Source organism: Streptomyces sp. NPDC005551 (genome assembly GCF_042871785.1).
Taxonomy (GTDB): Bacteria; Actinomycetota; Actinomycetes; order Streptomycetales; family Streptomycetaceae; genus Streptomyces.
This window is the reverse complement of record NZ_JBIAJE010000001.1, coordinates 930,158-944,782: the sequence shown is the minus strand read 5'-3', so window position 1 is coordinate 944,782 and position 14,625 is coordinate 930,158. Positions and strand designations below refer to the sequence as shown.

At 71.9% G+C, this 14,625-nt stretch carries 13 protein-coding genes and 1 tRNA gene; 10 read left to right on the top strand and 4 right to left on the bottom strand.

Annotation, left to right across the window (positions count from 1 at the left end; genetic code table 11):
* Positions 1 to 55: 55 nt before the first annotated feature.
* Positions 56 to 1,036 carry a zinc-binding alcohol dehydrogenase gene (locus tag ACFYP4_RS04180; RefSeq protein WP_358853005.1) on the bottom strand — a complete coding sequence of 327 codons (981 nt, stop codon included), beginning with the start codon at positions 1,034 to 1,036 and terminating at the stop codon, positions 56 to 58.
* A 108-nt stretch (positions 1,037 to 1,144) separates the two neighbouring features.
* On the opposite strand from ACFYP4_RS04180, the gene ACFYP4_RS04175 reads away from it, so the two are divergent.
* From ACFYP4_RS04175 to ACFYP4_RS04130, 10 genes are all read left to right on the top strand, one after another.
* A complete protein-coding gene (locus tag ACFYP4_RS04175) occupies positions 1,145 to 1,954 on the top strand; it encodes a CDP-alcohol phosphatidyltransferase family protein (RefSeq protein WP_358853006.1) in 810 nt (269 codons plus the stop codon).
* 470 nt (positions 1,955 to 2,424) lie between these two features.
* Positions 2,425 to 3,537 (top strand): glycosyltransferase, encoded by a 1,113-nt coding sequence (locus ACFYP4_RS04170; RefSeq protein WP_388782609.1) that lies wholly within the window; start codon positions 2,425 to 2,427, stop codon positions 3,535 to 3,537.
* Positions 3,534 to 4,604, top strand: a complete 1,071-nt coding sequence (locus tag ACFYP4_RS04165; RefSeq protein WP_358853008.1) for a glycosyltransferase family 4 protein — start codon at positions 3,534 to 3,536, stop codon at positions 4,602 to 4,604. The genes ACFYP4_RS04170 and ACFYP4_RS04165 overlap by 4 nt, the downstream gene beginning before the upstream one ends.
* Entirely contained in the window at positions 4,601 to 5,614 is a 1,014-nt protein-coding gene (locus tag ACFYP4_RS04160; RefSeq protein ID WP_388782605.1) for a glycosyltransferase, read from the top strand. Before ACFYP4_RS04165 ends, ACFYP4_RS04160 begins: the two co-directional genes overlap by 4 nt.
* Entirely contained in the window at positions 5,602 to 6,465 is an 864-nt protein-coding gene (locus ACFYP4_RS04155; protein WP_388782603.1) for a glycosyltransferase family 2 protein, read from the top strand. Before ACFYP4_RS04160 ends, ACFYP4_RS04155 begins: the two co-directional genes overlap by 13 nt.
* A gap of 147 nt (positions 6,466 to 6,612) precedes the next feature.
* The gene (locus ACFYP4_RS04150) at positions 6,613 to 7,299 is read left to right on the top strand and encodes a hypothetical protein (protein ID WP_388782600.1); all 687 of its coding nucleotides are present in this window, start codon (positions 6,613 to 6,615) and stop codon (positions 7,297 to 7,299) included.
* A complete protein-coding gene (locus tag ACFYP4_RS04145) occupies positions 7,296 to 7,580 on the top strand; it encodes a BON domain-containing protein (RefSeq protein WP_358853012.1) in 285 nt (94 codons plus the stop codon). The genes ACFYP4_RS04150 and ACFYP4_RS04145 overlap by 4 nt, the downstream gene beginning before the upstream one ends.
* Entirely contained in the window at positions 7,577 to 8,341 is a 765-nt protein-coding gene (locus tag ACFYP4_RS04140; protein ID WP_388782597.1) for a metallophosphoesterase, read from the top strand. The genes ACFYP4_RS04145 and ACFYP4_RS04140 overlap by 4 nt, the downstream gene beginning before the upstream one ends.
* Before the next feature lie 387 nt (positions 8,342 to 8,728).
* Positions 8,729 to 8,932: a cold-shock protein gene (locus ACFYP4_RS04135; RefSeq protein WP_100580096.1), complete on the top strand. Its 204-nt coding sequence runs from the start codon at positions 8,729 to 8,731 to the stop codon at positions 8,930 to 8,932.
* Positions 8,933 to 9,250: 318 nt separating this feature from the next.
* The gene (locus tag ACFYP4_RS04130) at positions 9,251 to 10,777 is read left to right on the top strand and encodes a DEAD/DEAH box helicase (RefSeq protein WP_388782593.1); all 1,527 of its coding nucleotides are present in this window, start codon (positions 9,251 to 9,253) and stop codon (positions 10,775 to 10,777) included.
* 130 nt (positions 10,778 to 10,907) lie between these two features.
* Here ACFYP4_RS04130 and ACFYP4_RS04125 read toward each other — a convergent pair whose 3' ends face one another.
* The 3 genes from ACFYP4_RS04125 to ACFYP4_RS04115 all read right to left on the bottom strand — a co-directional run bounded on the left by ACFYP4_RS04125 (position 10,908) and on the right by ACFYP4_RS04115 (position 14,511).
* The gene (locus ACFYP4_RS04125) at positions 10,908 to 13,682 is read right to left on the bottom strand and encodes a MinD/ParA family protein (protein ID WP_388782590.1); all 2,775 of its coding nucleotides are present in this window, start codon (positions 13,680 to 13,682) and stop codon (positions 10,908 to 10,910) included.
* Positions 13,683 to 13,785: 103 nt separating this feature from the next.
* On the bottom strand, positions 13,786 to 14,208 hold the full coding sequence (locus ACFYP4_RS04120; protein ID WP_358853016.1) for a hypothetical protein: 423 nt from the start codon (positions 14,206 to 14,208) through the stop codon (positions 13,786 to 13,788).
* Positions 14,209 to 14,423: 215 nt separating this feature from the next.
* A tRNA-Leu gene (locus ACFYP4_RS04115) sits at positions 14,424 to 14,511 on the bottom strand.
* Between the last annotated feature and the right edge of the window lie 114 nt (positions 14,512 to 14,625).

Genomic DNA, 14,625 nt, shown 5'->3' with positions numbered 1-14,625 from the left:
TTCTTTCGGGGGCCCTTGCGGGGTTCCCCGCGAGGTCAGGCGGCTGCCCGGGGGTTCAGCCGGCTGGGTAGCGGACTCGGTGGCAGAGCCCCGGGATCTCACCGGAGGCGAGCCGGGGCAGGACGTCGGGCAGTTCCTCGAAGGCGCACTCGCCGGTGATCAGCGCGTCGAAGGCGGGATCGGCGAGGAGTTCGAGGGCGAGGGCGAGCCGGTCGCCGTAGTCGCGGCTGCCGCGCCGGGCCGGGGAGACGGAGCCGACCTGGCTGCTGCGCAGGACGAGGCGCCGGGAGTGGAAGGCCTCGCCGAGCGGCACCGCGACCTTCCGGTCCCCGTACCAGCTCAGTTCGAGCACGGTTCCCTCCGTGGCGGCCAGTTCCAGTGAGCGTGCCAGTCCGGCGTCGGTGGCACTGGCGTGGACGACGAGGTCGCAGTCGCCCGCGGCCTCCCCGGGCAGCGCGAAGGCGGCCCCGACCGCCCGTGCGACCTCGGCGCGTGCGGGGTCGGCGTCGACCAACTGGAGGCGAACTCCGGGGAACCGGGCGAGCAGTGCCGCGACGGACGAGCCGACCATGCCGCCGCCGACCACGGCGATCCGGTCGCCGATCAGCGGGGCGGCGTCCCAGAGTGCGTTCACCGCGGTCTCCACGGTCCCGGCGAGGATCGCCCGCCGCGCAGGGACGTCGTCCGGGACGACGGTGACGGCGCTCACGGGGACGACGTACCGGGTCTGGTGGGGTGCCAGACAGAAGACGGTCCTGCCGACCAGATCGGCCGGGCCCTCCTCGACCTGTCCGACGCTGAGGTAGCCGTACTTCACCGGGCCGGGGAAGTCGCCTTCCTGGAACGGCGCCCGCATCGCGCGGTACTGGCTCTCCGGCACACCGCCGCGGAAGACGAGGGTCTCGGTGCCGCGGCTCACTCCGGAGTACAGCGACCGCACCAGGACCTCGTCCCCGGCGGGCGCGGGCAGCTCGGACTCCCTGATCTCACCGTGCCCCGGGGAGCGCAACCAGAAGGCGCGGGCTGTGGGTTGCATGTGCGTCCTCCTGAACGATCGGCCGACTCCCCACGTACGCAGCGATGAGAAGTCGCGCACAACGTACGCGGCGTTGATCGAATCTGTCACTCGGCCGGAGGGTGAACGGTGGCCCTGAACCACACGTACGACGCAAGGCTCGCCCAGCAGGAGACGGCGGTGGGAGCGGGTGCGCAGCTGCTGCTCCTCGCCCTCCTGGGGACGGCGATCGGGATGGGACCCGCGGGCTGGCTCACGGGCCTGGCCTTCGGGATCGCCACCTGGGCCGTCCTCAACCGAGCCCTGCGCCGTTCGCAGCCCCTTGCCTTCGGGCCCGCGAACCGTGTCACGCTGGGACGGGCGATCCTGGTCGGCGGTGTCACTGCGCTGGTCGCGGACTCGTTCGAGAGCTCGCCCCCGCTGACGCTGTTCGTCGGTCTGACGGCGGTGGCGCTGATCCTGGACGGCGTGGACGGCAAGGTCGCCCGCCGCACGGGCACGTCGTCGGCGCTGGGCGCCCGCTTCGACATGGAGGTCGACGCGTTCCTCATCCTGGTGCTGAGTGTGTACGTCGCCATGTCGCTGGGACCGTGGGTGCTGCTGATCGGCACGATGCGGTACGTGTTCGTGGCGGCGGCACGGGCGCTGCCGTGGCTGAACGGGCCGCTGGCGCCGAGCATGGCGCGCAAGACGGTGGCGGCGCTCCAGGGGATCGTGCTCCTGGTCGCCGGGGCGGGGGTGCTGCCCCGGCCGCTGGCCTTCGCGCTGGTCCTGCTGGCGCTGGCGCTGCTGAGCTGGTCCTTCGGGCGGGACATCGCGTCGTTGTGGCGGACGGCCGACCGGGAGCCGCTGCCGGCCTGGCCGGCGGGATACGGACCCGACGTGCCGTCGGGCGTCCGCCCGGCCGCGGTCGGCGGTGCCGGGCGGGCGAGGCCCTGACCGCCGGCGAGGAGAGACGCACCACCCGACCACCGGGTGGGCCCGGGCGCCTCTTGCCGCGGTCCTGATCCTCCCCGTGCCGTGCGCCGCGTTCCTCCCGGCGTACGCGATCAAGAAGGACCTGTCGGCCGCTGCCGACATCTGAGTCACCGCCCCGCACGACGTCGCGAAGCCCCGGCCCCGGATCCCGCCTGGACGCCTCTCGCCGCGGTCCCTGTCCTCCCCGTGCCGTGCGCCGCGTTCCTCCCGGCGTGCGCGATCTGTGCCGAGACGGCGGGTCGCTCCCTTCCGGGGGTCTCCGCGGTTCGGCGCCGGTGGTCGCCCGGTGAAGCCGTCCGCCCGGTCCGTCACGCATTCCTCACTGGCTGCGATATTTCCCCCTCGCCGCATACATCCCTTTTGTCGGCGTGGGTACTCCGGGATCACTCGGCCGCACCGACCGGAGCGGCCGTCCCGCAGGGAGGCAACCGGTGAAGACCCTCGTGGACCCCACACCCACGACACTGCGGGCCGCTCGCCGGCAGCGCCGCATCCGCGTCGCGTCCGTGCCGGCCGGGCACGTCTACGTGGCGCATCTGCAGCCCCCGGACGGGGACGGCACCGTGGATCTGCTGCCGGACCCGCGCCCGAACGGCGCTCCCAGCACCTCCCAGCGCTGGTGGCCGCCGGTGATGCTCGACCCGGCCTGGGTCGAGGCGCACCATCGGGACTTCGACGTCTTCCATCTGCACTTCGGCTTCGACGCGCAGTCACCGGCCGAGCTGAGCGCCCTGGTGGCGGCACTGCGCCGGCACGGCAAGCCGCTGGTCCAGACGGTGCACGACCTGCGCAATCCGCACCAGCCCGATCCACGCCCCCACCGGGCCGCGCTCGACGTCCTCGTCCCGGCCGCCGACCGCCTGATCACGCTCACCCGGGGCGCGGCCGACCGGATCGAACTGCTGTGGGGACGTACCGCGCGGGTGCTGCCCCACCCCCATGTCGTCGCGGAACCCGAACTGTCGGCGCCCCGGCCGTCGCACCCCGGTTTCGTGATCGGCGTACACGCCAAGAGCATCCGCCCCAACATGCGGCCCCTGCCGGTGATCCGCGCGCTCACCGACCTGGTGGCGGACCTGCCCGGGGCGCGGCTGCGTGTCGACATCCACACGGAGACCGCCGACCCCCGCGCCCACGCCCACGCGCCCGAGACGCTGGCCGCCCTGCGGTCCCTGGCCGACGCCGGCCGTATCGACCTGCGCGTCCACGACTACTTCGACGACGCGGAGCTGTGGCGCTACCTGCGTTCCCTGGACCTCTCGGTGCTGCCGTACGCCTTCGGCACGCACTCGGGATGGCTCGAGGCCTGCTACGACCTGGGCACGGCCGTGGCCGTCCCCGACTGCGGCCACTACGCCGAGCAGCGCCCCTGCCACCTCTACCGCATGAGCGACGACGGGCCCGACCCCGCCTCCCTGCGTGCCGCGGTCGAGGCCGCCCACGCCGGGCGTCCGGCGCCCCGGGCCGACCCGGCTCGGCGGGCCGCGGAACGGCGTGCCGTGGCCGCCGCGCACCGGGCGCTCTACGAGGACCTGCTGCGATGAGCAGGCGCCTGCAGGTCGCGCTGATCGCCTCCGCGCGCTACCCCATCAAAGAGCCCTTCGCGGGCGGACTCGAGGCCCACACGTGGTCCCTGGCCCGGGAACTGGGCCGCCGGGGCCACCACGTCACGCTGTTCGCCGGAGCGGGCTCGGATCCCGCCCTCGGCGTGCGCGAACTACCGGTCCACCGGGCCGCGTTCAGTGAGGCGGCGCGGGCGGACCTGTCCATGACGGACCCCTCGTCGCTCGCCGAGCACCACGCCTACCTGCGGCTGATGGTCGACCTGGCCCAGGACGACGGCCCCTACGACATCATCCACAACAACAGCCTCCACTACCTGCCCGTGGCCATGGCACCGGCGCTGCGGATCCCGGTGGTGACCACGCTCCACACGCCGCCCACGCCGTGGCTGGAGTCGGCCGTCCAGACCAGCCCGGGGCACTGCGGACACTTCACCGCGGTCAGTGATCACACGGCGCGGGCCTGGTCGCCGCTGATCCCCTCGGCGCGCGTCATCCTCAACGGGGTCGACACCCGGCGCTGGCGTCCGGGACCCGGCGGCACGGAGCTGGTGTGGTCCGGCCGGCTCGTGCCGGAGAAGGGCCCGCACCTGGCGATCGAGGCGGCACGCAAGGCGGGCCTGCCGCTGCGGCTGGCCGGCCCGACGCCGGACCGCGACTACTTCGACCGCCGGATCGCCCCCGGGCTGGGCGACGGCATCTCCTACGAGGGGCACCTGACCCGGGACGAGCTGGTGACCCTGGTCGGCCGGGCAGGGGCGGCCCTGGCCACGCCCTGCTGGGACGAGCCCTACGGACTGGTGGTGGCGGAGGCGCTGGCCTGCGGCACCCCGGTCGCCGGCTTCGACCGGGGCGCGCTGCGGGAGATCCTCACCCCCGACTGCGGCCGGCTGGCGCCCTGGCCGGACACGACGGCGCTGGCCGAGGCGATCGGGGAGACCATGACGCTCGGCCGGGCCGCCTGCCGGGAGCGCGCGGTGCGCCACTGCTCGCTGGACGCCATGGCCGACCAGTACGAGCTGCTCTACGAGGAGCTGATGGCCTCATGATCGGCTACTACGTCCATCACCACGGGCGCGGTCATCTGCACCGGGCCGTGTGCATCGCCCGGCACACCGGGCGGCCGGTCACCGGACTGTCCAGCCTGCCCCGCCCCGCGGACTGGCTGGGCCCCTGGGTGCGCCTGCCGCTGGACATCGGCGGTCCGCTCACGGACGTCACCGCCAACGGACGGCTGCACTGGGCGCCCGTGGGCCACGACGGCTACCGCGAGCGCATGCGGCTGGTCGCCGACTGGATCACGCGTGCCCGGCCCTCGCTGCTGGTCAGCGACGTGTCCGTGGAGGTCGCCGGGCTCGGCCGGCTGCTCGGCGTGCCCGTCGTCGTCGCCGCGATGCGCGGTGACCGCAGGGATCCCGCCCACACCTTCGCCTACGACCTGGCGCGCGGCCTGCTCGCCCCGTGGCCCGCGGAACTTCCGGAACCGGGCTGGCCGGAACACTGGTACGCCAAGACGCTGCACGCGGGTGCCTTCTCCCGCCACGACGACCGGCCGCGCACCGCCGGGACGGCGCCGTCCGGCGGCAGGCGCCGCGTCCTGGTGATGCTGGGCGCCGGGGGCGGTGACATCGACGACACCCTGCTCGCACCGGCCCGCCGCGCCACCCCCGACTGGGAGTGGACGGTCCTGGGCGGCGGCGGGACCTGGGCCGCCGACCCCTGGCCGCCGCTCTGCGCCGCGGACGTCGTGGTCACCCACGGCGGCCAGAACGCCCTGGCCGAGTGCGCGGCGGCGCGCCGGCCCGCGGTGGTGATCCCGCAGGACCGGCCGTTCGGTGAGCAGAGCGCCACCGGCCGGGCCCTGGCACAGGGCGGCATCGCGCTCGTCCGGGCGTCCTGGCCCACCGCCCGGGAGTGGCCTGACATCCTGTCCGGCGCCGTCCGGCTCGGCGGGGCCGGCTGGGCCCGGTGGTCGTACGGGGACGGCGCCCGGCGGGCGGCCTCCTTCCTGGACCGGCTCGCGGGGTCGTCGGCCGAGGAGGCGTCGTGGGTCGCGTAGCAGTGATCACCCCGGTCGCCGGACGGCACGACCACCTCGCCCTCCAGCAGCGGGCGCTGGCCGCCGGCACCCTGCGCCCCGACCACTACGTGGTGGTCACGATGGACGACGCGGAGGCGGGGCGGCTGGTGACCCGCGGCGATCCGGCCGGTGACCCCGTCGCCGTGGAGCGGCCGCCCGGTGCGCGCGGACTGCCCCTGGCGGCGGCCCGCAACGCCGGAGCCCGGCGCGCCCTCGCGGCGGGGGCCGACTGCCTCGTCTTCCTCGACGTGGACTGCGTGCCGGGTCCGCGGACGGTCGCCCGCTACGCCGCGCTGGCCGACGACACCCGCATTCTCTGCGGCACCGTCGGCTACCTGCCCCCGCCGCCGCCCGGCGGGTACCGGCTCGACGACCTGCCCGCCCTGGCCGAGCCGCACCCCGCCCGGCCGGTGCCCGGACCGGACGAGATCGTCGACGCGGCGGACCCGGCCCTCTTCTGGTCGCTGTCCTTCGCCACGACGGCGGCGGCCTGGGAACGCATCGGCGGCTTCTACGAGGCGTACACCGGCTACGGGGGCGAGGACACCGACTTCGCGCTGCTGGCCGCGGAGGCGGGCGTCGGCATCGCCTGGCTCGGCGGCGCCCCGGCCTACCACCAGCACCACGAGGTGAGTCGGCCCCCCGTCGAGCACCTGGACGACATCCTGCGCAACGGCGCCCTGTTCAACCGGCGCTGGGGCCACTGGCCCATGCAAGGCTGGCTGGAGGACTTCGCCCGCCTCGGACTCGTACGGCACGACCCGCACAACGACAGCTGGATCAGGACGGCGCAAGCGCCGCCGCCCGGCGGTCCCGCGCCCGGGACATGACCCCGTACGCCCGCGTGCGCCGCCCGCCCGTGCGCCCGCCGTCGGTGCGGGCGCCCCGCGGGCCACCGTGTCGAAACGGGCGAGCCGGGTACCGGAGGGGGTACCCGAGAGGTCAGAACGGGCCCGGGACACGGAAACGGAGCAGCAATGACGCAGAACGCGGACGACGCCGCTCTCGACCAGCGGCAGATCTCTCCTGAGCTGCGCCTGGCGGCGGTGCACCCCCAGGAGGCCGGCCGGCTCGACCCGCACGAGCTGAGCCTGCCCCGCGACCGCAACCAGGCGATTCTGGAGGCGGCCAAACAGGTCGGCTCGACCCTGAAGAAGAACGAGTACGACTTCGCCCTGGCCGGCAGCGTCGCCGTGTACGCCCACGGCGGCACGGGCAACCTCCAGCACGACGCCGACTTCTGCATCAAGCCCGAGGACGCCGACCGGGTCGCGTCCACACTGCGCTCGGCCGGCCTCGAGGTCTACGCCCCGCCGGAGGACTGGCTGCTGAAGGCCAAGTGCCTCGGACAGGACATCGACCTCATCTTCGAGCTGGCGCACCAGCCGGTCGACACCGCCCTGCTGAGCAGGTCCGACATGCTGTCCGTCGACTCGGTGCAGATGCCGGTGCTCGCGCCGACCGACCTGATGCGCAGTCTGCTGGCCGCGTTCTCCGAACACCACTGCGACTTCGGCGCGGTCCTGCCCATCGCGCGGGCACTGCGCGAGAAGGTCGACTGGGAGCAGGTGCGCGTGACCGCCGGGGACGCGCCCATGCCGAACGCCTTCCTCTACCTGCTGGAACGCATGGAAGTCATCGAACCGCAGGAGGGTGGACGATGAGCGGGCACACCGAGGCCGGCGCGGGCGGCGCCGGCGAACGACCCGTCGAATACCGGGTGGCGCACCTGCGTGACCGGTGGGCGGCCGAGGACCTGGGCGAGCTGGGCGTACGGGCCGAGGTCCGCTCGGGGGCGGTCGTGCTCACGGGCACCGTCCCCTCGGCGCACTGCCGGGACGAGATCCTGCGGACCGCGCAGGACGAGCTGGCGGGGCTGACGGTGCACTGCGACATCGTGGTCGCCGACGCCACCGCCCCCGACCACACGGAGGAACTGGCATGATCCGGGTCGCAGCCGTCGGAGACATCCACATGGGGCCCGACAGTCGGGGCCTGCTCAGGCCTGCCTTCGACGCCCTTCCCGCCTGCGCGGACCTCCTGCTGCTCGCCGGTGACCTCACCCGGCACGGCACTCCCGAGGAGGCGCGGGTGGTCGCCGACGAGGTCAGGGGGCTCGGCGTGCCCGTCGTGGCCGTCCTCGGCAACCACGACCACCACGACGAGCGCCCGGACGAGGTCACCGCGATCCTCCGGGAGGCGGGCGTCGAGGTCCTGGAGGGGGACGCGTGCGTCGTGCGGGCCGGCCCGGTGCGGGTCGGTGTCGCCGGCACCAAGGGGTTCGGCGGCGGGTTCGTGGGCCGCAACGCCGGGGAGTTCGGCGAACCGCTGATGAAGGAGTTCGTCCGGTACTCCCGTCGCTGCGCGGACGGTCTGCGGACCGCGCTGGAGAAGCTGGCCCGGGAGGACTGCGACGTGCGGATCGCCCTGACCCACTTCTCCCCCGTGCCGGACACGCTCGCCGGTGAGCCGCCGGAGATCTACCCGTTCCTCGGCAGCTACCTGCTCGCCGAGGCGATCGACACGGCCGGCGCGGACCTCGCCGTCCACGGGCACGCGCACGCGGGCACCGAGCACGGGATGACCAGCGGAGGCGTCCGGGTGCGCAATGTGGCGCAGCCCGTGATCCGGCGCGCCTTCAGCGTGTACGAACTGCACGCACGCAACCGGGCCGGGGAGACCGTCCCGACGGGGACGTCCGCCTGACCCCACGGCCCCGCAGCGCCTCCGGATGCCCTCTTCCGTACGGCGTGCAGGGGCTCCGTCCGCGCGATGGCACCGCCCGGTGACCGGGCGGTGCCGGGAGTCCTGACCGCCAGTCGCAGAAAAGGTGCGCCGGCCAAGTGAGAATTGCGGGCACGGAGACACGCCGTCGCGCTGGAAATCGTACTTGCCGCGCCTTCCGGCGGACACCGTGCTAGGCTCAATCTCAGTTGCAGTTGTGGTTCCCGTAAACTTCAAGTGCCTTGGACGACCTATCGTCGTCGGGCACTTTTGTATTTCCGGTGCTGTTTTCCGGACGGGGTTCCTCACGGCGACGCCGGGGTCCACACAGTGCGGGCCCCAGGGCACAGCCCCGAAGGAGAATTAGACATGGCTACTGGCACCGTTAAGTGGTTCAACGCGGAAAAGGGCTTCGGCTTCATCGAGCAGGAGGGTGGCGGCCCGGACGTCTTCGCCCACTACTCGAACATCGCCGCCCAGGGCTTCCGCGAGCTCCAGGAAGGCCAGAAGGTGAACTTCGACGTCACGCAGGGCCAGAAGGGCCCCCAGGCGGAGAACATCACTCCCGCCTGACGCTGACAGCGCCTGAGACAGCTGGGGCCCACACCTCGCGGTGGGGCCCCAGCTTGTTGCGTTCCGCGGGCGGTCCTTCCGACGCCCGCCGACGACCGGGCCGGGTCCCTCCGGTCCCTGACGGGGCCGGCGACCGGGGCCCGTCACCCATTCCAGTGGATTTCCGGCCCTCGGCGGCCCGGGTCCCCTGACAACCGCGCCGGGCGACCGGCCGGACTTTGTCTTGCATTCGGCTCGTTCTTGCAATTCGTTCGGCCCACCGTTGCCGGGAATTCCTCGATACGTGCCATATCGGTGCCATATCGAGGAAGGTTCTCCATGAACCGTTCAGCTCGCACGAACGACCGTTACTCCAGGAACCGCAACGACGGTTCCGCTACCGACCGGGGTGCCCGCTTCCGCTCGCAGGGCCAGGGCCGCGCCGTCACCCGTTCGGACGGCCCCGGGCGACGTCCGTCCGCGCCGCAGGGTGAGTTCACCCTGCCCGTCACCGTCACCCCGGCCCTCCCCGCCGTGACGGCTTTCGCGGAGCTGGACCTCCCCGCCGAGCTGCTGGAGACCCTCACCGGTCTCGGCATGCACGAGCCGTTCCCGATCCAGGCCGCCACCCTGCCGAACTCCCTCGCGGGCCGTGACGTCCTCGGCCGCGGGCGTACCGGATCCGGCAAGACGCTCGCCTTCGGGCTGGCGCTCCTCGCACGCACCGCCGGACAGCGCGCCGAGGCGCGCAAACCGCTCGCCCTGGTGCTCGTCCCCACGCGCGAGCTGGCCCAGCAGGTCACCGACGCACTCACCCCGTTCGCCCGGCTCCTGAAGCTGCGGCTGGCCACCGTGGTCGGCGGCATGTCGATCGGGCGGCAGGCGAGCGCGCTGCGCTCCGGGGCCGAGGTCGTCGTCGCGACCCCCGGCCGCCTCTCGGACCTCATCGAGCGCAAGGACTGCCGGCTGGACCGGGTGAACATCACCGTCCTCGACGAGGCGGACCAGATGGCCGACATGGGCTTCATGCCCCAGGTCACCGAACTGCTCGACCAGGTACGCCCGGACGGCCAGCGCATGCTGTTCTCGGCCACGCTGGACCGCAACATCGACCTGCTCGTCCGCCGCTACCTCCACGACCCGGTGGTCCACTCCGTCGACCCGTCCGCGGGCTCGGTCACCACCATGGAACACCACGTGCTGCACGTGCACGGCGCCGACAAGTACGCCGCCGCCACCGAGATCGCGGCCCGCGACGGACGCGTGCTGATGTTCCTGGACACCAAGCACGCGGTCGACCAGTTCACCAAGCACCTGCGGAGCAGCGGGGTGAAGGCCGCGGCGCTGCACGGCGGCAAGTCGCAGCCCCAACGCACCCGCACGCTCGCCCAGTTCAAGTCCGGCGGTGTCTCGGTGCTGGTGGCGACCAACGTCGCGGCGCGCGGCATCCACATCGACGACCTCGACCTCGTCGTCAACGTCGACCCGCCGGCCGACCACAAGGACTACCTGCACCGCGGGGGCCGTACCGCCCGCGCCGGCGAGTCCGGCAGTGTCGTCACCCTCGTCCTGCCCAACCAGCGCCGTGACATGACGCGCCTGATGTCGGTGGCGGGCATCAGGCCCCGGATCACCCAAGTGCGTTCCGGCGAAGCCGAGTTGAGCCGTATCACCGGCGCCCAGGCTCCGTCCGGTGTGCCCGTCGCGGGCAGCACGCCGGTCACGGAGCGCCCCAAGCGCGGTGGCGCCCCGTTCCGCGGCATGGGCACCCGTCCCGGCCGCACCGGCGGCGAGTCCCGCCGGGCCACGGAGGCCCGCCTGACCGCCGAGGCCCGCAAGGCCGCCCGGATCCGCCGCGGGGTGTGAGCCGGGGCCGGGCCCGGCGCACTCGGTTTGCCCGACGGCTGACCGTCTTCAATCGCCCTCGCCGGGCCCGGCCATCGCGTCGGCTTCAGAAAGGGAATTCCGGCTGGAGCGCGGTGGCCTCGCGGAACCGTCAGTTTCCCAGCACCTTGGCCCTGCGCTCCGTCGTGTAGCCGAGACCGTGCCGGTAGATCTCAGGAACTGAGTAGCGCCCGTCGGACCCCCGGCCAAGCACGCCGAAGGCGATCAGGGTGTCGGCTTCCTCGCTGTCAAGACCCACATCGTCCAGGTTGAAGGGCACTGAGACACCTTTCGCCTGCGCCAGCTTGTCCAGCAGTTCCCCCACCTCCTGGTTCTCGGCAGCTGTAGCTTCGATCTTGTTGTTGCTGCAGGCCAGGAGCGCTTTGCGCATGGCGACGGGTGCGAGCACCCGGTCCTCCCAGCCATCCTGCCCCAGCGACAGTTTGGCTGCCTCCGCGAGGAAGACGACTACGTCGCGAGCCTGGACCTGACCCTGGTAGTCGCCGAGCGCGGCAGGCACCCACAGGTGCGAGCGTGCTTCCCGAGACTTCTCCGAACCGACCTTCCAACCCCACACCTGGATCAGATTCTGTACCAAGTCGTCGTACCCCATGTCCCTGATCGCGTGGGCGGGCACCGGCTCCGGCAACGCCCCGGCTTGCCCGCACACCCAGAGGGCGAGACGGAGCGCCTCTTCGTCGTCCCAGCTCAGGGCGTAACGGTCGTAACGTGCGAGCAGTTGGCCGCTGTTCTGTCGTACGGCCCGTGTGACCAAGTCCTTGCGGACGAAGACGACCAGCCCGTACGGCCTTCCTCGCAATGCACGGAGCCATCCCAGGACGTCGACGAGCAGGACGCGCAAGGCCGTCTTCTTGGTCTCGGTGTCGAGATTCTGCAGCAGGTCCTCGAGCCCGTCGATCACAAAGAGCGCGGGGGCCCCGGGACTCCAGAACACGAGTGCGTCCTCGGCGCTCTGACCACTGTTCTCGTCCCACATCCCAGCGGCCAGGGCCAGGCATTCCAGCCAGAGTCTGCGCCAGGCAAGGTCATCGTCGCCACGCAGGTCGGCGAGACCACTCCGCAGACGGTCGCGTACCGCCTGGCCGCTGCTGGGCGCGATGGTGGAGCCGACCTTGGTGTGCTCCTCTGCGAAGTTGTCCCGCAGCGTCTGCGGGTCGGCCAGTCCGGGTTCAAGGTTCGCCGATTCGAGTACGGGCACCACTGGCAGCGTCAGCTGGACGCCGTCGACGCCTGCGGTCTCGGCGAATCGCTCCCACCGTCCGGCCGCACACGCCTTGGCGAAGAGGAAGGTCTTGCCGGCTCCCTTGGCTCCGACGACGAGGGCGATCGGCGGCTCCGTACGGTGATCACTGAGAAGTTTGCGCAGTGGGTCGGTGACCAGGAAACCGTCGACGGACGCGAGGCCCTCGCCCTCGGCGTACACCAAGCCCTTGGCCGTCCTGGCCAGGCTGTCCCGGAGTCGGTGGATGTCCGCCTCGCGCGCCGCCCCCGCAGCCTCGTGCCCACTCGGCCCGCGCACCGGAAGCAACGGCCTGAGCACATCGCTGATGCCGCAACCGTTGATCACCTCCAGGACGCTGTCCCACTGCGAGGGCAGCCCGAGCAGCTCCTCCCGGAACCGACTGAGCACGGGCCGGACCAGCACGTCGATGTCTGCTTCGACGACGACCTCGCCCGTCCCGTCATTGGTTCGACCGTCACCATGGTGCGCAGCTCTGCCGAGGGCAGCGGTCAGAGCTGCTGTGAGCCGCTCCCGGGCCTCCTCTGCCTGAGCAGTGTGGGAATCCTCCCGGTATTGCGTAACGATCACGGCCCCAGCCGGATCCACACCTTGCACAGTGGGTGCCTTCTGTCCGAGCTGGCGGATCAGCTGTTCCGTACCAGCCAGCGACTGGTGGCTGATGGTCGTGACGAAGATCCGCTGCACTCGGGGGTCGAGCAGCACCGGCGCGGCGAGTTCGGACGCGCCGGCCCGCAGATCGATCACGACGACGTCGGCACCGAGGCGCTCGCCCAGCGCCGCGAGCGCCTCGGTCAGGAAGTAGGTGGAACGGCTGGGCGTCAGCAGATCAGCGGGTTCGATCCGGGCCGGCCACAAGGTGTCCCGGCGACTGGTGGGCACGAGCGTGAGCCGGCCGCCTCCTGGGTAGCGGCCCGCCTGCTGATTGGGGAGGTAGCGAGCTGCGATGTCAACGGCCGCCGTCCAGTCGTCGTCCTGCGAACCTTGCAGCAGTGCCAGGAAGTCCTCGTAGGCGAAGTCGCACTGACCGCCCTGCGCACGATGCATCCAGGTGATGCCCGGTGCTTCCAGGTCAGCGTCGACCAGAAGCACGTTCCGCCCTTCCCGGGCCATGGCATCAGCAGCCGCCACGGCGTGCACGGTGCGGCCGACCCCTCCCTTGAAGGAGTGGAAAGCCATGAGCTGTACGTCCCCCGCGAACCGGTCGTCGTCCGGTCGGCGGAGTCGGTCGGCGAGGCCGCGGGTGATGTGCTTCTCCCGCAACAGAGGGAGCCTCCGCCCGGTGACGCCTTCCGTCGAAGGTTCGATGTGGACCTGCAGACCGACCAGTTCCCTCGCACGCGGATCGTCGAGCCTCAGCAGCAGGGAGCCGTCGATCTCGACTGCGGATCCGCCTCCGAACGTCTCGTTCAGCCAGGCCCGTACTGTGTCGGGTCGAACACCCGGTTCGGTGATCAGCTCCAGACTCTCCCACCAGCCGTCAGCAGCGATCAGCCAGGCCGGCCACTCTCCGCGCATGGCGAGTCTGGTCAGGTGCTCGTCCACGTCGACCCAGGTGAAAAGATGCTCGGGCGCCGTCAGTCCGCCGAGGCTGTCGAGTCCGTCCAGGCTGTTCGGTACGGCCATCGTGCTGCGGTGTCCTCTCGGTCCTCTTCGATTCTCTGTCCTGCACGCCCACCGTGTCCGCGCCACGCGTCGCGTCGCGGGCTCCTGCCCCATGAGCGGCCGGTCAGCTTCGCGCGTCGTTCTCGCACCAGTCGATGAGACCACGCAGCAGTTCCTGCGCCTTCTTCTCGTCCTCCGCATGGAGTCTCGCACCATAACGCCACGCCTGATGGAGCTCGGAGAGTGCGAGGGTGCCCGCGTCGGGGCCGCCCAGTCGGCAGCTCTGCAGGCGGTTCAGGACGACGTCGATTGCCCGGGGCAAGTTCAGTTCCTTGGCCAGCGCCCGGAGGTCGTGCGTGGGCTCGAGCGCGGTGGTGTCCCGCTGCCCGCGTCGCACCAACAGCCGCTCTTTCAACCCGCATTCTGCGGCGTAGAACAGGAGCAGTCCGCAGGACGCGCCGTCCCCCCGCCCCGACACCGCGTCCGCGCTCGCCCTCAGCTCCGCGCGCCGCTTACGCAAGGCGTGCACGCCCACCGGAAGAACCATGCGGCTGATGTTCGCACACGGCGGACCGGACCAGAGGCCCGCTCTGGAAGCCTGCACATCCCCCACCCCGGCCACTAGTTCAATCGCTGAGACCCATGCCCGTCACGCGCGCGTTCGCCCCACTGCCCCGGAGACACGACAGTGCGGGCCGAGATCCATCTCGACCCGCACAAAAACGTCAAAATCCCCAGGGTTCGAAACCATGGGGATTTGGCTGGTGTCCGAGGGGGGACTTGAACCCCCACGCCCGATAAAGGGCACTAGCACCTCAAGCTAGCGCGTCTGCCATTCCGCCACCCGGACCAGGTGTCTGCCACTGAGCGGAGGTGTTCCCCGCTCGGCGACATGGACAACAATACCAAGCTTTCAGGGTGCGTTTCACCTGCGTATCCGTGCCCTCGGAGCGGTGCCGGGAGG